Source organism: Gemmobacter nectariphilus DSM 15620, assembly GCF_000429765.1.
GTDB lineage: Bacteria > Pseudomonadota > Alphaproteobacteria > Rhodobacterales > Rhodobacteraceae > Wagnerdoeblera > Wagnerdoeblera nectariphila.
This window is the reverse complement of sequence record NZ_AUCM01000007.1, coordinates 110,174-130,383: the sequence shown is the minus strand read 5'-3', so window position 1 is coordinate 130,383 and position 20,210 is coordinate 110,174. Positions and strand designations below refer to the sequence as shown.

Genomic DNA, 20,210 nt, shown 5'->3' with positions numbered 1-20,210 from the left:
GATGGACGCCTGCATCGTCATTCCCGCCCGCTATGCCAGCACGCGCTATCCCGGCAAGCCGCTGGCGACATTGCGCGGCGCCTCTGGCACCCCCCGCAGCCTGATCGAGCGCAGCGTGATGGCCGCCCGCGCCGCATCGCAAGGCCAGATCCCGATCTTTGTCGCCACCGACGACGCCCGGATCGAGGCCGAGGCACGCCGCATCGGCGCGGATGTGATCCTGACATCGGACACCTGCCGCAATGGCACCGAACGGGTGGCCGAGGCGATCGAGCGGGCCGGGATTTCCCCCGAGATCGTCGTCAACCTGCAAGGCGATGCCCCGCTGACCCCGCCGCATTTCGTGACCGCGCTGATTGGCGCGCTGCGCGCCGATCCGGCCATCGGCATGGCAACCCCTGCGCTGCGCTGCGAGGCCGAGGTGGTGGACAACCTGCTGGCCGACCGCCGCGCCGGCCGGGTGGGGGCGACCACGGTGGTCTTTGGCGCAAACCGCGATGCGCTGTATTTCTCGAAAGAGGTGCTGCCCTTCACCAATGGCAAGGGTGTGGTCGATGGCGTGGTGCCGGTGTTCCACCATGTCGGGGTCTATGCCTATCGCCCCGCCGCGCTGGCGGCCTATCGCAGCTGGGAGCCGGGGCCGCTGGAAACCCTGGAGGGCCTTGAACAGCTGCGCTTTCTGGAAAACGGCCATCCGGTGCGCGTGGTCGAGGTGACGGCGCCGGGTGCCGTGTTCTGGGAGCTGAACAACCCTTCGGACGTGCCGCTGATCGAAAGCTATCTGGCCCGCACCGGGCAGGACTGACCGGCAGACAGACCGGGGGCAGACAGCAACAGGGCCGGTGCGGGGGGATCGCACCGGCCCTGATCGTCTGGCAGGGGGCGGCCTGGGCCGCCCGCCGCGCTGTTACAAGATCAGATCGCTCGCCAGGATCTCGACGCCCGAAGACAGCTGGATGCGATAGTCCACCGAGCCGTCACCGTCGAAGTCGACGACCAGCCGGTCGTTGCCGGTCACATAGCGCAGTTCGGCTGCTCCGGTGGCCGAGAAGGCCGCAGTTCCGACAAAGCTCAGCGCCAGCGCCGACAGGTCGATCTGGTCGATGCCCTGTTCGAAGTCGGTGATGACCATCCGCGGCTGCCCGCCATAGCTTCCGGCCGGCACGTTCAGCACGAAGGTATCGGCCCCCGCACCGCCGGTCAGCGTATCCCGGCCCAGGCCGCCATCCAGCGTGTCGCTGCCGTCGCCACCGAACAGCACATCATTGCCCGCGCCCCCATCCAGCAGGTCATTGCCGCCGCCGCCGTCCAGCGTGTCGGCCCCGTTGCCGCCATACAGCGTATCGGTCCCGAACCCACCATCCAGCAGGTCATTGCCATTGCGACCATCCAGCTTGTCGTTGCCGTTGCCACCATACAGCGTATCGGCCCCCGCCCCGCCATTCAGCAGATCGCCCCACGACCCGCCGTAAAGCACGTCGTCGCCATCCAGACCAAAGAGACGGTCACGGCCCGAGGCGCCGTCCAGCGTGTCATTGCCGGTGCCGCCGATCACCGCCTCGATGTTCAGCAGCGTGTCGTTGCCGATATCGATGCCAAAGGCCGTGCCCAGCTGCAGGTTGACCAGCACGGCGCCGGTGGCACCGCTGTAATCGGCGGTGTCATGGCCCGCGCCGCCATCCAGCGTATCGTCGCCCGCGCCGCCGATCAGCGTGTCATCGCCGTCGCCGCCATTCAGGCTGTCGGCAAGCGCCGTGCCGGTCAGCGTGTTGGCCCCGGTGCCGCCCAGGATGGTCAGCGCCTCGCGCGTTGCCGATGCATCGATCCCGACATCGTCGCCGCCCGAGATGCTGACGACCTCGACCCCGGTCACATCGGCGCCCAGCACCAGCGTGCCCGACGTGCCGTCGAACGAGATCGTATCCGACCCCGCGCCGCCATCGATGCTGTCATCCGCCGCAAGGCTGCCGTCGGTATAGGCGATGATGTCATCGCCATCGCCGGTCTCGATCCGGTTGTCGCTTGCCGCGCTGAAAACGGTATCGTTGCCACTGCCTGACTTCACGTTCTCGATCGCAAGAAGCGTGCTGAGGCTGGTTCCAAAGCTGGCGGTTCCGCCGGCCAGATCGACCACGACCCCGGTCGTCACGGCAGAAAGGTCAATGGTATCCGAGCCGCCGCGCCCGTCGATCGTATCCGCGCCCTCGGTGGCATAGAACGTATTGTTGCCAGCATCACCGAACAGGGCGTCATTCCCGATCGAACCCTGCAGGTTCTCGAAATTCTGAAGCTGGAATATCCCGGTCAGGTTCGAAAACCCCAGGCCCATATCCAGATCGACAGCCGCACCCGTAGCGCCTGCACGCCCGAGGTCGAGCGTATCCGACCCGCCCAGCCCGTCCAGAACGGTTGTGCCGGCACGGATCCGCAGCCAGTCGTCGCCTTCGCTCGCCAGTGTTTCCAGCAGCTCGAGGCTGGCCGATCCGGCGACCGTCTCGTCACCGTCCGAGATGACATAGGTGAAGCTGACGTCGATGTCGCCGTCGGCGTCGGGGGTAAAGGTCCAGCTGCCCGGGCCAGCCGCGCTGAGCGTGCCCGAGCTGGCGACCAGATCGCTGACCGTCAGCGTGTCGCCCTCGGCATCCGAGGCCAGCGCCAGCAGCTCGGCCTCGGTGATCAGCCGGGGGGTGTCCTCGTTCGAGGCGGTCAGCACCACGGTCCCGGTTTCGGGGGCGGTATTCAGGAAGGTGATCGTCTCGACGCTGTTCAGCGTAATCTGACGCCCGGTCGTCTTGTGGGTCAGCCACACGGTTTCGCCGCCGTTGGTCGTGACAGTATAGCTGGTCTGCGCGCCGGCAATCAGGGCCGTATCCGCCCCGGCGCCACCATAGACCATGTCGTTGCCCGAGGTGCCGACGATCAGCGTATCGTCGCCATCGCCGCCATACAGGAGGTCGCTTCCTCCGCCGCCATTCAGCGTATCGCTTCCACCATAGCCATACAGCGTATCCGTGCCATCGCCGCCTGTCACATTGTCGCCGAAGCCGGTGCCCTGCACATAGATCCGCTCAATCCCGGTCAGCGAGGTGCCATCCGAGGCGGTCGATACCAGATCTGGTGCCAGCAGGGTGAAGGTCAAGGCGCTGGAACCATTGTAGCGGAATAGATTGCCTATGTCGTCCCCGGCCCCACCGTCGAGCGTATCGCCCCCGTCGACGGACTGGCTGAACAGGGTATCAATGCCATCACCGCCCGACAGCAGGTTGTTGCCCGGCCCACCGTCCAGATAGTCGTTCCCGCCACCGCCATTCAGCGTGTCGTTGCCAACGCCGCCATATTGCGTATCCGCGCCATCGCCGCCGGTCACATTGTCGCCAAAGCCGGTGCCCTGCACATAGATCCGCTCGATCCCGGTCAGTGAGGTGCCATCCGAGGCAGTCGATACCACGTCCGATGCCAGCAAGGTGAAGGTCAAGGCGCTGGAGCCGCTGGTGCGGACGAGTTGGCCTATGTCGTCCCCGGCCCCACCGTCCAGCGTATCGACTTCGGCGTTGTAATCGCTCACCAGAGTGTCATTGCCGTCGCCGCCCGACAGCAGGTTGTTGCCCGACCCGCCAAACAGGCTATCGTTCCCACCATCGCCATACAGGCTATCGTTCCCGACATCGCCATACAGCGTATCCGCGCCGTCACCGCCACCCAGCGCATCCGCACCCTCGTGGCCGATCAGGTTATCATTCCCGCCGCCGCCATTCAGCGTATCGTTTCCACCATAGCCATACAGCGTATCCGTGCCATCGCCGCCGGTCACATTGTCGCCAAAGCCGGTGCCCTCCACCTGGATCCGCTCGATCCCGGTCAGCGAGGTGCCATCCGAAGCAATCGACACCTGATCCGATGCCAGCAGGGTGAAGGTGAAGGCGCTGGAGCCGTTGACGCGTTGTATAAGACCAAGGTCATCGCCGGCCCCGCCGTCGAGCGTATCAACACCGGCGTCGGACCGGCTGATCAGCGCGTCATTGCCATCGCCGCCCGACATCAGGTTGTTGCCCGACCCGCCGTTCAGCTGATCGTTCCCGTCATCGCCATACAGGCTATCGTTACCAATATCGCCATACACCACATCCGCGCCATCGCCGCCATACTGCGTGTCGTCGCCGCTGCCGCCATTCAGGTAGTCGTTTCCGCCGTCCCCATACAGGCTGTCGTTGCCATCGTGACCATAAAGCCAATCCGCGTCTTCCCCGCCATACAGCGCGTCCTCGCCGGCGCCGCCATACAACTCATCGCTCCCACCAGCGCCATTCAGCGTGTCGTTCCCACCATTGCCATACAGCACATCCGCGCCATCGCCGCCGGTCACATTGTCGCCAAAGCCGGTGCCATCCACAAAGAGCCGCTCGATCCCGGTCAGCGACGTGCCATCCGAGGCAGTCGAGACCAGGTCCGGTGCCAGCAGGGTGAAGGTCAAGGCGCTGGAGCCGCTGGTGCGGACGAGTTGGCCTATGTCATCCCCCGCCCCGCCGTCCAGCGTATCGGCACTGGACCGACTGATCAGAGTGTCATCGCCATCGCCGCCCGACAGCAGGTTGATACCTGCATCGCCGTCCAGGTAGTCGTTGCCACCATCGCCATACAGCGTATCCGCGCCGTCACCGCCATACAGCGTGTCGTTGCCATCGCCGCCATACAGAACGTCCTGTCCACCCGCCCCGTAAAAAAGGTCGTTGGGCGACGAGCCAAAGATCGTGTCATTCTGCGTAGTGCCGTAAATAGTCGCCATGATACATCCCAAAATTGAATGTCTCGCATAGCTGCAATCTGTAATTGTAAAATATGCATCAGCGAGATTTGTTTCGCAGTTGGAATTATCTCCTCCGCCCTTCCGGTAAATCAAGGTAATTATGGCAGGGCGGGTTCGTCGCCGCGACCCATGTGGTCCGCCCCCGATATCGGGGATTGATTGCCCTGCGATCATCGTCACAGGCATTGCGCGTCGCCTGTCACCCCACAGCTTGCCGCGGCTCTAGAGCGTCTTCGGGAAAGCAGTCCCCCGGGCGGTTTTCTGACCCTGTGACGTGCCGCTCAACACGCGTCGATCGTATGTGCGGGACTTGCCATGGGGCTTCGGATGAACCGCTCCATTTCCTCGTCGGTCTGCCAGAAAGGGTTGCTCATCATGACCCCCGTCACTTCGGGGCTTGAAGCTCTCAGACCCGGGGCTCACCATCGAATGATGGGCCCCGACCCTGAGGCGGGCAGCACAGCTGCACCCGGGATCGCGACTGGCACAACTTTTCCGCGACATAACCCAATGCGACAGGCTGGACACTGTTGGATGGCGCCATGGCATGGCAACGGCAGCTGTCTTGCGAACCTGATCCTTCGGGCCGATTTCCATGGCAGACCCGAAACCCGCAAAGGCCGTCCCCCAAATTCAACCAAATGGAGACTTGCCGGGGGCCGTGGGTCGCCCCATAGTCGCGGATGCAGACGCTGTTTGGGCAAGTCATTTGGGCATTCGTTTCATTCACACGGCCGATCTTCATCTTGATGCTCCGTTGAAGGCAATTGCCCTGCGGGATCCTGATCTGGCGCATCAGGTCGGAGTGGCATCGCGCAGCGCCTTTTCCCGTATCGTGGACCTGTGCATTGACGAAGCTGTCGCATTTCTGCTGATCGCGGGCGATCTTTGGGATGGCGCATATAGTTCGACCAAGACCCCGCGTTTCCTGAAGCAGGAATTGCTGAGATTAAAGGGGGCGGGTATCCGCTGCTTCATCATTCGCGGCAACCATGATGCCCTTGCGCGCCAGACTGGCGAGCTGGAATTGCCGGACAACGCCCATCTCTTTGGCGGGCGGCCTTCGACTGTGGAACTGGACGTGGAGGGTCAGCGCATTGCCATCCATGGGCTGAGCTTTCGCGACGCCCATGCCCCGGACTCGCTGCTGCCGCGCTATCCGGCGCCAAAGGCAGGCGCGTTCAACATCGGCATGATGCATACCAGCCTGAATGGTAGCCCCGGCCACGACAACTATGCGCCCTGCAGCCTCGCGGACCTGGAGGCCCATGGCTATGACTACTGGGCGCTTGGCCATATCCATCGACGTGCCGAACATATCGGACGCGCCACGATTGTCATGCCTGGCATTCCGCAGGGCCGTGACATCGGGGAAGCCGGGCCCGCGTCGGTGACGCTGGTCGCGGTTGCGGACGACCGGACGGTCACGCTGGAACAGCGCACGGTGGCCTGCCTGCGTTTTGACCGGATCGACCTGGACTGCACCGGGATTGCCGACTGGACGGATCTGCTGGCATCGCTTGACCGTGCGATCCGCCAGGCCGGTCAGACCGCGCGCACCGAGGATCATCTTGTGATCCGCCCCGTCCTGCGCGGCGCAACGCCACTCGCCTGGCGGATTGCCCGCGACCTTGACCGCCTGACAGAGGAAGCGCGCGCCTTTGCAGCGGCCGCGGGGGTCTGGATCGACAAGCTGGAGCTGGATGTGTCGGAAGGGGGCGACACGATCGCATCGGCGGGCACCCATCTGCCTGCCGAACTGGTGCAAGCGGTGTTGCGGGACTTGCCGCAAGATCCTGCCTTGTCGGCCGCAGTCCGGGCTGCCGCGCAAGAAATGCTGCGCGATCTCCCCCCCGAGTTGCGCGACCTGCTGGGGCAGGATGAGGCCGAACTGACCCGGACATGCCAGGATCTGCTTGCACGCGGCGGGCCCATGGTCCTGGCCGGTCTGACCTTGAACGAGGGCCCGTGATGCGGCTGGAGCGCCTTGATCTGACACGATACGGCCGCTTTACAGACCGCAGCCTTTCCTTTGCGCAGCCCGCCCCGGGCGCGCCGGATCTGCATATCGTCTTCGGCCCCAACGAGGCGGGAAAGTCCACTCTGTTCTCGTCGTGGCTGGATCTGCTGTTCGGCATTCCCACGCGCACAAGATATGATTTTCGCCATCCTGGCCCCACGATGCAGATTGGCGCCCGGCTGACCCACGCGGGCACTGCGCTGGATGTCAAACGGCTGAAACGCAACAGCGCCAGCCTTGTGGACGCGCACGATGCGGCCTTGCCCGAGGCCACCTTGCAGGCGGTTCTGGGTGGGCTGTCGCGCGATGGCTATTCGGCGATGTTCTCGCTTGATGACGAGACGCTGGAAAAGGGCGGCGACAGCATCCTGGCCAGCCGTGGCGATCTGGGCGAGATGCTGTTTTCGGCCAGCGCCGGTCTTTCCGGCCTTGCGCCCCAGCTTGAAGCCTTGCGCGCCGGGCTCGACGGGTTTCACCGCAGCGGCAAGCGAAGCGGCTGGCTCTATGATGCGAAAAAGCAGCTGGCAGATCTGGACAGGCAGCGCCGCGAGCTGGAAGTGTCTGCCGGTGCCCTGCAAAAGCTGGTCCGCGAAGCACATGCCGCAGAACAGCAGTGGCGCGACTCTCGTGGCCGCGAAGAGGCGGCCCAGACCGATCTCGACAGGCTGCAAGAGATCGCCGGAACCCTGCCGCTACTGGCGCAACTGTCCAGGCTGCAAGAGCGGCTTGCCCCCTTGCAGCACCTGCCCGATGCCGCGCCAGACGTGCAGGCACGGTTCGCGCAGATCGAGAACGACCAGCGCGATCTGACCTCGCGCATCCGCGACCGCGCCCTGCGGCTTGAGGGGCTGGAGGAACAGCGGGCCGCGCTGACCGCGGATCCGGCTGTCCTGACACAAGCGCCCGCCATCGACGCGGCCGAAGCGCTGCGGCCCGAACATGACACCGCAGTCAAGGATCTGCCGCGCCGCCGGGACGAGGCTCTGGCAGCAGATGCGCGGGTGACGGCACTGCTTGCGCAGCTTGGGCAGCAGGGCGCAAGACCCGCGGATCTGTGTCTGCCCGGTGCGCGGATATCGGCGCTTCGCGCGCTGTTGACGGCGCGATCGGGCCTGACAAGCAAGGCCACGACCGCCGCCGCTGAAACCGCCAAGACGGCCGCAGAGCTGGAACGCGAGCGGGACCGCCTGGGCGATCCTGGCCCCGCCGAGGATGAAGCCGCGCTGACGGCACTTGTCGCCCGGCTAAGGGCCCAGGACCCGGCCGATGCGCTGGCCCGCGCGCGGCGCGACCGGGATCAGGCCCGCAGCCGGCTGGACAGCGCGCTTGCAGCCCTGGCGCCCTGGACCGGGGATGGTGACAGTCTGGCTGCGCTGGCCGTTCCTCCCGGCTGGCAGATCCGCGACTGGGAGCAGGCGCAAGAGACGGCCCGTCAGCAGGACCTCGATGCGCGCCGCGATGCCGCCGCGCTGCGCGCAGAGATGGGCCGCCTGCACTCCGAAGCTGCCGGGCGCGGTGCGGCGCAGGCGGCAAGCGGCCTGACCCTGGCCGATGCTGCAAACGCGCGCAGCACCCGCGAGGCGCTGTGGGCCGCGCATCTTGCCGAACTTTCCGCCGCCAGCGCCCGCCGCTTTGAACAGGCGCTGCGCGAGGATGACAGGATTTCCGCAGTGCTCGCAGAGGCCATGGCCGAGGCGCGGCGCGAGGCGCTGGATCGCTCGACCCATGAAACCGCAGCCGCCCGGCTGGCGACCGCCGAGGCCAGGCTTGACGCGGCCCTGATGGCGCAGCGCACCGTTCAGGCCGAAATCGAGGGCGCCAGTGCGGCCGTCGGCCTGTCCGGTGGCACGCTTTCTGATCTGAAGGCCTGGCTTGATCTGCGGATCGCGGCCCTGACCGAGCGCACGGCGCTGCGCGATGCTGAAACCGCATTCACCCGCTGCAAGGACGCGCAAGAGGCCGCGATCCACGCGCTTGGCGCGGCGCTTCGAAAGTCCCCCGCCGATCCCCCCGAACCCTTCGAGACCCTGCTTGCCGGCGCGGTCGCCCGGATCGAGGCTTCGGAACGCCGCCGTGAGGCGCGGCAACGGCTGGTGTCGCTGGCCTCTGACCTGCGTGAGCGCAGGCAAGCACAGGCCGACGCCGATGCGGCCCTTGATGCCTGGCGGCAAGACTGGGCTGCGGCCAGCCAAGACAGCATTCTTGCCGGACATGCCGATGATGATCCGGGCCTTGGGACTGTTCTGGACCTTCTTGATCGGCTTGGCTCTGACTATCAGACTGCCGCCGCGCTGACCGACCGCATCGACAAGATGGAAGCCAATCGGCGCCGCTTTGTCGAAGCAAAAGCCGCCATCGTGCACATGCTGACCCTGGACGAGGGTGTTTCCTGGGCCGATGTGCTGACCCGACTGCGCCGCGCGCAAGACGCCGCCCGCGACCACGACGCCCTTGCCCGGCAGATCGCACAGGAACACCAGCAAGACACCGAAGACCGCCGCACGCTGGAGGCCCGCAAGGTCGAGGCCGCAGCGATTGGCAGCAGCCTTGGCTGGTCCGAGGCCAATGGCGATCTGGCCGATCACATAGCGCGCTGTCGCGAGGCCGCGACCCTGCGCGACAGCATCGCCGCCCTTGACGATGATCTGCGCGACCGCCCCGCCCCGGCCGAGGGCGAGGATAGCGGGGCAATTCGTCAGAAAATCGCCGATCTGAAGACGGATCTGCAAATCCTGCGCACTGACACCGAAACCCGCCTTGCCGCCCATCTGGACGCCAAGCGCCGGATCGAGGCGGTGGGGGGCGATGATGCGCTGGCCCGTATCGCAGCCACGCGCGAGAATCTGCTGCTGGAAATCCGCGAGCGGGCCGAGTCGCATCTGGCCGGTCGCTTTGGCCTGATCGCGCTTGAGGCCGGTTTGCGGCGCTATCGCGATCAGCATCGCAGCGCCATGCTGACCCGGGCGTCACAGGCCTTCAGCCGCCTCAGCCGGGGCGCCTATTCCGGCCTTGCGGCGCAACCTGACGGCACCCAGGAGGTTCTGGTCGCCATCGCGTCCGAGGACGGCGCAAAACTGGCTGCCGATCTGTCAAAAGGCACACGATTCCAGCTTTACCTGGCGCTGCGCATCGCGGGCTATCACGAACTGGCCCAAAGCCGCCCGACAGTGCCCTTCATTGCCGACGACATCATGGAAACCTTCGACGATGATCGTTCGGGCGCGGCCTTCGCCTTGTTGGCCGACATGTCGCGCGTGGGTCAGGTGATCTATCTGACCCACCATCGCCATCTTTGCGACATCGCCCGGTCCGTCTGCCCGGAAGCAAACATTGTTGACCTGTAATTTCTGAAAGTGCCGATCATGCCAGATGAAGTGTCCGCCGTGACCGCACCGGAAAAGGCCGGTCTGATCCTGCATCCGGTTCTGGCGACCAAGGTGAATTTTGCTACGGCACAAAACGGCGTCGCGGTCATCAAGCGTCTTGGGCTCGAGAATGGCACTGCCGAGCCTGTGGAAAACATCCGGCTTACCCTTGCTGCCAATCCTGCGATCGTTCGGGAAAAGACCTGGACGATCGACCGCATTCCCGCAGGAACCACGCTGCACCTGACCGATCTTGAAACCCCGCTTGATACCGTGCTGCTGGGCGGGCTGGACGAGGCGGAAATCGGGCAGATCGAATTCCGGCTGACCGCGCATGGGGTGGACGATATCGCCTCGGCCCATCGGATCGAGATGCTCGCCCGCGACGAATGGGGCGGGCTGGCCGAGATGGACAATATCCTGGCGGCCTTTGTCTCGCCCAACCAGCCTGCCATCGCCCGCATCCTGAAGGATGCCGCGCGCCTTCTGGAGGCCGCAGGCCATTCCGGCGCGATGAATGGCTATCAGTCCGGCGATCCGCTGCGGGTCTGGATGCTGGCCGGCGCGATCTGGTCGGCCGCAACAGGGCTTGGGCTGACCTATGCCGTTCCCCCCGCCTCGTTCGAACGGATCGGACAAAAGATCCGCGACCCCGAGCGGATCGTGTCAGAGGGTCTTGCCACGTGTCTTGACAGCACGCTTTTGCTGGCTGCGGCCTATGAGGCGGCTGGTCTCAACACGGCGGTGCTGTTCTCGCATGGGCATGCCTGGGTCGGGGTCTGGCTGGTCCAGAAGGATTTCGGCCGTCTGGTGGAACCCGACGTGGTCACGGTGCGCAAAGCTGTCGTCGCGCGTGAATTCGTGACGCTGGAGACAACATTCCTGACCAGGCGCCCCAGCATCGGGTTCGAAGAAGCCGTGCAGGCCGGCCGTGACCTTCTGTCAGAGGCGCGCGAAACCGAATTCATCCAGGCCGTCGATATCAACCGCGCCCGCGCCGCGCGCATCCGGCCGCTGGCAAGTCACCGCGTTCAGGAAGCGGCCACCGAACAGATCGCGGCGACCCCGGCGGCCTTGCCGCGCCCGCTGGATCTTGGGCTTCTGCCCGGCGAACTGGCGGACGAGACGCCTGCAACGCCTCTGGGACGCGTGGAACGCTGGCAGCGCAAGCTGCTTGATCTGTCGCTTGGCAACAGGCTTTTGAACTTCCGCGATACGCGCGGGGCTGTCGCCATGATCTGCCCCGACATCTCCGGTGCCGAAGATCGCCTTGCCAATGGTGAAACCTTTCGCCTGCTGGCGCTGAAGGACGAGAATGCGGTTGCGGGACGGGATTTGTCCGCCGACGAGGCCCGGCAGATCGAACTGGGGCTGGCCCGCGATGCCCTGTCGCGCGGTCAGATCGCCGTGCCTTTGACCGCGCGCGAGATGACGAACCGCCTGACCGAGCTATATCGCAAGGCGCGCAGCGATATGGCCGAGGGCGGGACGAACACCTTGTTCCTTGCCGTCGGGTTCCTGCGCTGGAAGCGATCGGAAGGGGACAGCCGATCCTATCGCGCGCCGCTTCTGCTGCTGCCGGTCAGGCTGGAACGGCGCTCGGCCCAGTCCGAATTCCGGCTGAGTCAGCTGGAAGACGAAGTGCGGATCAACTCGACGCTGCTGGAAATGCTGAAACGCGATTTCGAGCTGCGCCTTCCCGAACTGGAAGCAGAGCTGCCCCGCGACGAAAGCGGTCTCGACATTCCGCGCATCATGGAAATCCTGCGGCAGCGCGTGCGTGACGTTCCGGGGTTCGAGATCGTCGAGGAATTCGCGCTTTCCACCTTTTCCTTTGCGAAATACCTCATGTGGAAGGATCTGGTGGATCGCACGGAGGCCCTGCGTGAAAGCCGGATGGTCGCCCATCTGCTCGACAACCCGACCGAGGCTTTCGAAGGCGCAAGGTCGCCTATGCCGCATCCGTCGGATATTGACCGCAAACATGCGCCGGGCGATCTGCTGGCGCCGCTACCGGCTGACAGCTCGCAGCTTGCCGCGGTGCTCGCTGCCGCGGAAGGGCGCGATTTCGTGCTGATCGGCCCGCCAGGCACAGGCAAGAGCCAGACGATCACCAACATCATCGCCGATCAGCTGGGCCGTGGCCGCACCGTGCTGTTCGTGGCTGAAAAATCCGCCGCTCTGGACGTGGTGCATCGCAGGCTGGAACGCCATGGTCTTGGCCATGCCGTTCTGGAACTGCATTCCAACAAGGCGGATCGCAAAAGCGTGCTGACCCAGCTTGGCCGATCCTGGGATCGGGCCAGCGCTGCCAAGGCAGAAGAGTGGGTGCGCGTTTCCGAAGATTTGCGCCTGACGCGCGACCAGTTGAACGCCTATGTCGATGCACTGCACCGGCCCGGCACCCAGGGTTTCAGTGTCTATCAGGCGATCGGCAGATGCGCCGGGCCTGCCCCCGGCTTTACGCTGCAATTCGACAACAAGGACAGCCATGATGCCGCAAGCTGGCATCGGTTGCGCGCCCTTGCGGGCGATCTGGGTCAGCGCCATCGGATTGTCGCGGGTATAGACCCGGCAGGGCCGCTTGCGCTGCTGGATCATGGCGAATGGTCCTATGGCTGGCAGGACAGCTATCTGGCCAGCGCCAAGGCACTGCGGGCGGCGCGGCGTGCGGTCCTGGCGGCGCGGCAGGCCTTGGCCGGGCAGCTTGGCCTGTCGCCTGCCGAAGCCGGTTCACCGGACATTGCTGCGGCCCTGTCCTGGCTTGCCGCCCAGCGGCTGGACAAGCCCGGCATCAGTGCGGCGGCGCTGCGCGACCCTGCGGCAGCACAGGCTGATCTTGACGATCTGATCGCCGCCCTTGACCGCGCGGCGAAGGCGCGGGCGGCGCTGTCTGCCAGCTACCCTGACGACGGGTTGGCGGACATGCCGCTTGATGGGCTGGAATTGCAATGGCGCGAGGCCCAGGGCAAGGCATGGCCCTTTGCCGGAATGGCCCAGAACAAGCTGCGCAAGCTGCTGCAAAGCTATGCAAGCTCCGGCGCGGCGGACCCGGCGCGGGATCTGCCCGCGCTGAGGCAGCTTCGGCGCGCACGGCAGGACATTGCGGCCTCGGCTCTCCGGTCCTTGCCGGGCTTTGCCGATGAAGGGACCGATGTCGCCCGCATCCGCGCGGAACTGGATGCAGCGGCCCGTTTCCTGGAACTGGAGCGCCATTTGCGCGCCGCCGGATTTCCCCAGGCGCAGCTGGAGGCGCAGCGGGCCGAACTGTCTCGGGCCTCGGGCGGCAGTTTCGCCCCGTTGCTCCAGGCGGTCATTCAGGCTGACAGTGCCGAGCGCACGGCACATGCCGCCTTTGCCGATCTGGGCGGCGCCCTTCCCCCGGGTGGCGAGGAACTTCTTGCCGGGCTTGAGGATCAGCAGCACCGATTTGGCGATTGGCTGAAATGGCGCGAGACACGGGCACAGGCGATCGGCGCAGGTCTCGCGCCCTTGGTCACGGCACTGGAGGAAAAGGCGGAAATCCCCGACACCGCCGTTGCCTTCGAGCGGGCCTATATGGCGTGGTGGCTGCGTCTGGCGATGGACGCCGAGCCGGTCTTGCGCGGGTTCGCCCATTGGCAGCACGATGCGCTGATCCGCCGGTTCCGCGAACTGGACGATGCGATGGCCGACCTTGCCTCGGCCGAGGTCATGCGGCGGCTGGGCAATGACCTGCCGGTGCGCGATGCGGTTCCACGGAATTCCGAACTTGGCGGGCTGCGGCATCAGCTTGGGCTGCAACGTCCCACCAAGGCCATTCGCACGCTGATTGCCGACATGCCGACCAGTTTCACCAAACTGGCCCCTTGTGTGCTGATGTCGCCGCTTTCGGTCGCGCAATATCTGCCGGCCGGTCAGGCACAGTTCGATCTGGTGATCTTCGACGAGGCCTCGCAGATCTCGACCTGGGATGCGATCGGGGCGATTGCGCGCGGCCGCCAGGCGATCATCGTGGGCGACCCCAAGCAATTGCCGCCGACCAATTTCTTTGGCCGCAGCGAGGACGGGGCCGATGACGGCGCGGAACTTGCCGAGTTCGAGAAAGACATGCCCTCGATCCTTGACGAGGTTGCGGCCGCAGGCATTCCGACGCATCGCCTGAACTGGCACTATCGCAGCCGGGACGAGGCGCTGATCGCCTTCTCGAACCACTTTTACTATGATGGCGGGCTGGTCACCTTTCCATCGCCCGATGCATCGGGCGAGGCGGTGCAGCTGCACAACGTGAACGGCACCTATCAGCGTGCGAAAGGTTCGACCAACCCCGACGAGGCCCGCGCCATCACGGCCTTCATCCGCAAACGCCTGACAGAATGGCTGAAACGCCCCGAGGATGATCGCCCGACGCTGGGGGTCATCACCTTCAACGCGCAGCAACAAGGCCTGATCCTTGATCTGCTGGATGCCGAGCGCAAGGCGAACCCGGATTTCGAATGGTTCTTCTCGGACGACCGGGAAGAGCCGCTGATCGTCAAGAACCTCGAGAACATCCAGGGTGACGAGCGCGACGTCATGCTGTTCTCGATCACCTTCGGCCCCGATCAGGCGGGCAAGATCACCATGAACTTCGGCGCAATGAACAAGGATGGCGGCGAGAAGCGCCTGAACGTGGCCGTCACCCGCGCACGGGCCGAACTGCATGTCTTTGCCTCTATCGCCGCCGATCAGATCGACATGACACGAACGCGGGCGCGGGGTGTCGCAGACCTCAAGGCCTTTCTCGATTTCGCAGGCCGGGGGGCGGTTGCCCTTGCGGGACAGGACAGCGGCTCGGTCGGCCCGGCGGATTCCCCCTTCGAAGAGGCGGTGCGCGATGCACTGGCGGCGAAAGGCTGGGAGGTTCACAGCCAGATCGGCGTGTCCGGGTTCCGCATCGACCTTGGCGTGCGGCATCCCGATCATGCCGGAGCCTGGCTTGCGGGCGTGGAATGCGATGGCGCGCGCTATCATTCCTCGGCGACGGCACGCGACCGGGATCGCATCCGTCAGGCCGTTCTCGAAGGGCTTGGCTGGTCGATCCTGCGGATCTGGTCGACCGACTGGTTCCGCGCGCCGCAGGCCACGCTACAACGTATCGACGCCAGCTTGACCCAGATCCTGGAAGCCGACCGTGCCCGGCGCGCCCAGATCGCCCCCGCCGACGAGACCCCCGAGCCGCCGGAAGCCCCGGTACCCGAGGCCGCTCCTGTGATCGAGGTCGATGACGTTTCCGCCACTTCGGAAAGCATCGCTGGCGAACCGGCACCAGAAACCGCGCCGTTGTTCGCGGCCGGGCCTGATCACAGCGCAGCGGCGGCGCCTGCAAGCGTGGCCACGGGCCCGACCACCCCCGACGCTGACCGCTTCTTCGAAGACAGCTATACGTCTGAATTGCTTGCGCTGATGAAGACGGTGATTGCCAGCGAAGGACCAATGACAGAGGCATCGCTTGCACGGCGCATTTCCCAGCTCCACGGATGGCAGCGCACCGGCGCCCGCATCCAGGCGCGGGTCGCTGCCTTGCAGGGCGCGTTCGACACAACCGAGGAAGCCGAGAACCGTTTCCTCTGGGCCAGCGGCACCGTTCGGGACCGAGTGCCGTTCAGGGGAATGAACGATCGCGCGATCCGAGAAATTTCCCGTGCTGAAATCGCGGATCTTGTTGACCGCAACCTTGCGAAGATATCTGCGGCCGAGGATCCGGATCTCGAACTGGCGCGCCTTGCGGGCATTGCGCGCCTGAGCAAGGACGCACGAGAATATCTCGGCTCCTGCCGTGCATGGCGTGATGCTTTGGCGGCGTCCCGGTCATGATCCCGGGGCTGGGCAAGGTCCTCACCGATGCGCCTTGCGCTTGGGTAGTCCAGAGGCGACACGATGAGGACCGGGGTGATGGCGTGGATCAGGCCGCGAACAGATCCAGTTCCATCACCTTGGCCCAGGCCGCGACGAAATCGGCCACGAATTTCGCGGCATTGTCGGACTGGGCATAGACTTCGGACAGTGCCCGCAGTTGCGAGTTCGATCCGAAGACCAGATCTGCGCGTGTGCCGGTCCAGCGCAGGTCGCCGGTCTTGCGATCCCGGCCCTCGAAACGCGTCTGATCGGCGTTGGCGCTGCGCCATTCGACCGCCATGTCGAGCAGGTTGACGAAGAAGTCATTCGTCAGCTGCCCCTTGCGCCCCGTCAACACCCCGTCGGCAGAGCCGTTGTGATTGGCGCCAAGCACCCGCAGCCCGCCGACAAGCACGGTCATTTCCGGCGCGCTGAGCGTCAGAAGCTGGGCGCGATCCACCAGCATTTCCTCGGGCGCGGTGCGGAAACTGCCCTTGGAATAGTTGCGGAACCCGTCGGCCTGCGGCTCCAGCGGATCGAAGCTGGCGGCATCGGTCTGCGCCTCGGTGGCATCCATCCGGCCCGGCGTGAACGGCACGCTGACCGGCTGCCCCGCGGCCAGAGCGGCGGCCTCGACAGCGGCAGAGCCGCCCAGCACGATCAGATCGGCCAGAGAGACCTTCTTGCCGCCGGTCTGGGCGGCATTGAAGGCGGCCTGCACACCTTCCAGCACGGCAAGAACGCGGGCAAGCTGCGCGGGCTGGTTGACCTCCCAGTCCTTTTGCGGGGCAAGGCGGATGCGCGCGCCATTGGCGCCGCCGCGCTTGTCAGAGCCGCGGAAGGTCGAGGCGGAGGCCCAGGCCGTCGCCACCAGTTCACCGATGCTCAGGTCGGTCGCCAGAATCCGCGCTTTCAGGTCGGCGATGTCGGCCGCGTCGATCAGCGCGTGATCCCGCGCCGGAATCGGGTCTTGCCAGATCAGATCCTCGGTCGGGGCTTCCGGGCCAAGATACAGCGCCTTCGGACCAAGATCGCGATGCAGCAGCTTGAACCAGGCACGGGCAAAGGCATCGGCGAACTGGTCGGGGTTCTGGTGGAACCGGCGCGCGATGGGTTCGTAGATGGGATCGAAGCGCAGCGACAGATCCGCCGTGGTCATGAAGGGTGCATGCCGGATCGCGGGATCATGCGCATCGGGGATCATGTGTTCCGGACGCACATCCTTGGCCCGCCACTGGATCGCCCCGGCCGGGCTTTTCACCTGTTCCCACTCATAGCCGAACAGCATGTCGAAATAGCCGTTGTCCCAGGTCGTCGGATTGGGCTTCCACGCCCCTTCAAAGCCCGAAGTCGTGGTGTGGATACCCTTGCCCGTGCCGAAGCTGTTGATCCAGCCAAAGCCCTGCGCCTCGATGGCGCCGCCTTCCGGTTCGGGCCCGACCAGCGCCGGATCGCCCGCGCCATGGGCCTTGCCGAAAGTATGGCCCCCGGCCACCAGCGCGACCGTTTCCTCGTCGTTCATCGCCATTCGGCCAAAGGTCTCGCGCACATCACGGCCCGAGGCGACGGGATCGGGGTTGCCATCCGGTCCCTGCGGGTTGACGTAGATGAGCCCCATCTGCACGGCGGCCAGCGGGTTCGCCAGATCCCGCTCGCCCGAATAGCGGCTGCTCGGTTTGTCCGACGTGGCAAGCCATTCGCCTTCCGGCCCCCAGTAGATGTCTTCCTCGGGCGCCCAGATGTCGGCCCTGCCCCCGGCAAAACCAAAGGTCTTGAACCCCATGGTCTCCATCGCGACATTGCCTGCCAGCAGCATCAGATCGGCCCAGGAAATCCGGTTGCCGTATTTCTGCTTGATCGGCCACAACAGGCGGCGGGCCTTGTCCAGATTGCCGTTGTCCGGCCAGGAGTTCAGCGGCGCGAACCGCTGGTTGCCGGTCGAGCCGCCGCCCCGCCCGTCGGCGGTGCGATAGGTGCCCGCCGCATGCCAGGCCATGCGGATCATGAAGCCGCCGTAGTGGCCCCAGTCGGCTGGCCACCAGTCCTGGCTGTCGGTCATCAGCGCCGCCAGATCCTTCTTCAGCCCGTCATAATCAAGCTTCCGGAACTCTGCGCGATAGTCGAAATCCGCGCCCATCGGGTCTGATTTGGGGCTGTGCTGATGCAGGATCGACAGGTTGAGCTGGTTCGGCCACCAGTCCTTGTTGCCGCGCCCGCCCAGCGTGGTCTGCGGCAAGCCGTGATGCATCACCGGGCAGCGCCCGGCGGGGGTATTTCCGTCCATGATTTTCCTCCCAGGATCGGCGGTTGGCGATCAGCCATCAATTGGGCGACCGCTTCCGGGCTGGATGCCCGGACCTCCCGCAGGCCCCTCAATCTGGAATCATTCTAGCTATGGATCACCGTAAGGGAAACTTGAATATTCTTATCCCTGATATAAGGTTTCCTGATGCGGGGCCTGACACTGAAGCAGATACGCTATTTCGAGGCGCTTGCCCGCCACCGCACCTTCGGGCGCGCGGCGGAAGCCTGCGCCGTGACACAGCCCGCCTTGTCCATGCAGATCAGGGAACTGGAGGAAATGGCCGGATCCCCCCTGCTGGAGCGGGGACCGCGACAGATCCGGCTGACTGCCTTTGGCGAGATGTTCCTGACCCGCGCCCAAGCCATGCTGGCCATTGTCGACGATCTGGATGATCTGGCGCGCGCGGCAGCCGGTCAACCGGCAGGCAAGCTGCGGCTTGGCGTGATCCCGACCATTGCGCCGTATCTGCTGCCTGCGGTCATCACCCGGCTGTCCCAGCAATTCCCCGGCCTGATGCCCATACTGCGCGAAACCATGACCTCGCGCCTGATCGAGGAACTGAACGAGGGCAGGATCGACGCCGCCATCCTTGCGCTGCCGGTCTCCGAACCGGCGCTGACCGAAGTGTCGCTGTTCACCGAACGGTTCGTGCTGATCCGGCAGATTGCGGATGCTGACAGGCCGGTGCCCAGCCGCGACATGCTGCGCGAGATGCGCCTGCTGCTGCTCGAAGAGGGGCATTGTTTTCGGGATCAGGCGCTGTCCTTCTGCGACATGCCTTCGACCCAGCCGCGCGAGATGCTGGACGGCAGCTCGCTGTCTACGCTGGTGCAGATGGTGGGGGTTGGAACCGGCGTGACTCTGATCCCCGAAATGGCAGTGCCGATCGAAACGCGGTCCGCCGCCGTCTCGGTCGCGCGCTTCCGCGACCCACAGCCGGTGCGGACAATCGGCATGGTCTGGCGACGCTCCAGTGGGATCGAGGCGCAGCTTCTCCAGATCGCCGAGGTGGTGCGGCACTGCGGACTGGCGGCGCGGCAGGCAAGCGGGCTCACCACCTTGCCGGGCTGGCGGCGCTGAGGCCGGTCGCGCGTTGCCGGTCGCGCGGAAATGCTTGATGAATGTGACATCTGCATTGTAGCTTTGATCCACAGAAGCGGCAGAACCCGACAAAATCGGACACCGCTTGCGGCATTCTGCAGTCTGAATCCGGCAGGGAGGGCCGGAGAAAAGAAAACAGAAATGCTGAATTTACATATGGATCACTGGACATTGGGAGGATGACCATGGTCGACATTATTTCGAAGCGCGATGGCCCGCGCCGAGAGGACGAACGCGCCCGGCGCATGATTCAGGCGAATCAGGGGGCCATCACCCAGATCGCCGACCGGCTGACCCAAGGCGCCTACAGCGCGGGCAAACGCGCCAAGGCCGCAGCCAGCAATGCCCCGCCACCTGCCGATGGCAAGCTCTTCCACGATCTGACCGCAGGGCGGGCGCAGGGCGGCACCGCCTCGGGCGAAATCCGGGTCAAGGTCAGCGTGAACAACCGTGTGGTGGCCTATGACAGCGGGTCGGGGCGGCAGCTTCACCTGCTGGGCGAAATCCGGCGGCAGGACGACGTGCGCTACTTCGCGCTGGCATCGCGCGAGAACGGGTTCTTCTCGGCCCTGCCCGAGGATGTGACCGAGGCCATTGGCGAGCTGGATGGCCAGATCATCGACCAGGCCTGCCCCGAAAGCCTGCTGGCCAGCGAGATATCCGAACGGCTCGGCTTTCAATGACAATCCGGCGTCCGCCGGTAGCGGGCGCATCCCCTCCCGCCGATACCCCGTACACCCGCACATCGTGACTTCGTGC

At 65.3% G+C, this 20,210-nt stretch carries 8 protein-coding genes; 6 read left to right on the top strand and 2 right to left on the bottom strand.

The window, feature by feature from the left end; genetic code table 11:
• The first annotated feature begins 1 nt into the window (after position 1).
• On the top strand, positions 2-805 hold the full coding sequence (locus G481_RS0108745) for a 3-deoxy-manno-octulosonate cytidylyltransferase (protein WP_028029705.1): 804 nt from the start codon (positions 2-4) through the stop codon (positions 803-805).
• A 102-nt stretch (positions 806-907) separates the two neighbouring features.
• Here G481_RS0108745 and G481_RS0108740 read toward each other — a convergent pair whose 3' ends face one another.
• Complete coding sequence (locus G481_RS0108740) at positions 908-4,783, bottom strand: beta strand repeat-containing protein (protein WP_028029704.1); 3,876 nt, start codon at positions 4,781-4,783, stop codon at positions 908-910.
• A gap of 730 nt (positions 4,784-5,513) precedes the next feature.
• On the opposite strand from G481_RS0108740, the gene G481_RS0108735 reads away from it, so the two are divergent.
• The 3 genes from G481_RS0108735 to G481_RS0108725 are packed head-to-tail and all read left to right on the top strand — an operon-like array spanning position 5,514 to position 16,024.
• Complete coding sequence (locus tag G481_RS0108735) at positions 5,514-6,776, top strand: metallophosphoesterase family protein (RefSeq protein ID WP_028029703.1); 1,263 nt, start codon at positions 5,514-5,516, stop codon at positions 6,774-6,776.
• On the top strand, positions 6,776-10,168 hold the full coding sequence (locus G481_RS0108730; protein WP_028029702.1) for an ATP-binding protein: 3,393 nt from the start codon (positions 6,776-6,778) through the stop codon (positions 10,166-10,168). Before G481_RS0108735 ends, G481_RS0108730 begins: the two co-directional genes overlap by 1 nt.
• A gap of 18 nt (positions 10,169-10,186) precedes the next feature.
• Positions 10,187-16,024: a DUF3320 domain-containing protein gene (locus tag G481_RS0108725; RefSeq protein ID WP_035025616.1), complete on the top strand. Its 5,838-nt coding sequence runs from the start codon at positions 10,187-10,189 to the stop codon at positions 16,022-16,024.
• A gap of 88 nt (positions 16,025-16,112) precedes the next feature.
• On the opposite strand, the gene katG is transcribed toward G481_RS0108725, so the two are convergent.
• The gene (gene katG, locus G481_RS0108720; protein ID WP_084450755.1) at positions 16,113-18,329 is read right to left on the bottom strand and encodes a catalase/peroxidase HPI; all 2,217 of its coding nucleotides are present in this window, start codon (positions 18,327-18,329) and stop codon (positions 16,113-16,115) included.
• A gap of 165 nt (positions 18,330-18,494) precedes the next feature.
• Here katG and G481_RS0108715 point away from each other — a divergent pair, with 165 nt between their 5' ends.
• Both G481_RS0108715 and G481_RS0108710 read left to right on the top strand, forming a co-directional pair.
• Positions 18,495-19,430, top strand: coding sequence for a LysR substrate-binding domain-containing protein (locus tag G481_RS0108715; protein WP_028029699.1), 936 nt, complete (start codon positions 18,495-18,497; stop codon positions 19,428-19,430).
• A gap of 206 nt (positions 19,431-19,636) precedes the next feature.
• The gene (locus tag G481_RS0108710) at positions 19,637-20,134 is read left to right on the top strand and encodes a hypothetical protein (protein WP_028029698.1); all 498 of its coding nucleotides are present in this window, start codon (positions 19,637-19,639) and stop codon (positions 20,132-20,134) included.
• Positions 20,135-20,210: the final 76 nt, after the last annotated feature.

Excerpts from the sequence above, each read along its gene's own strand:
- G481_RS0108715 (WP_028029699.1), top strand. The coding sequence starts at position 18,495 with ATGCGGGGCCTGACACTGAAGCAGATACGCTATTTCGAGGCGCTTGCC.
- G481_RS0108725 (WP_035025616.1), top strand. The coding sequence starts at position 10,187 with ATGCCAGATGAAGTGTCCGCCGTGACCGCACCGGAAAAGGCCGGTCTG.
- katG (WP_084450755.1), bottom strand. The coding sequence starts at position 18,329 with ATGGACGGAAATACCCCCGCCGGGCGCTGCCCGGTGATGCATCACGGC.
- G481_RS0108745 (WP_028029705.1), top strand. The coding sequence starts at position 2 with ATGGACGCCTGCATCGTCATTCCCGCCCGCTATGCCAGCACGCGCTAT.
- G481_RS0108730 (WP_028029702.1), top strand. The coding sequence starts at position 6,776 with ATGCGGCTGGAGCGCCTTGATCTGACACGATACGGCCGCTTTACAGAC.
- G481_RS0108740 (WP_028029704.1), bottom strand. The coding sequence starts at position 4,783 with ATGGCGACTATTTACGGCACTACGCAGAATGACACGATCTTTGGCTCG.
- G481_RS0108710 (WP_028029698.1), top strand. The coding sequence starts at position 19,637 with ATGGTCGACATTATTTCGAAGCGCGATGGCCCGCGCCGAGAGGACGAA.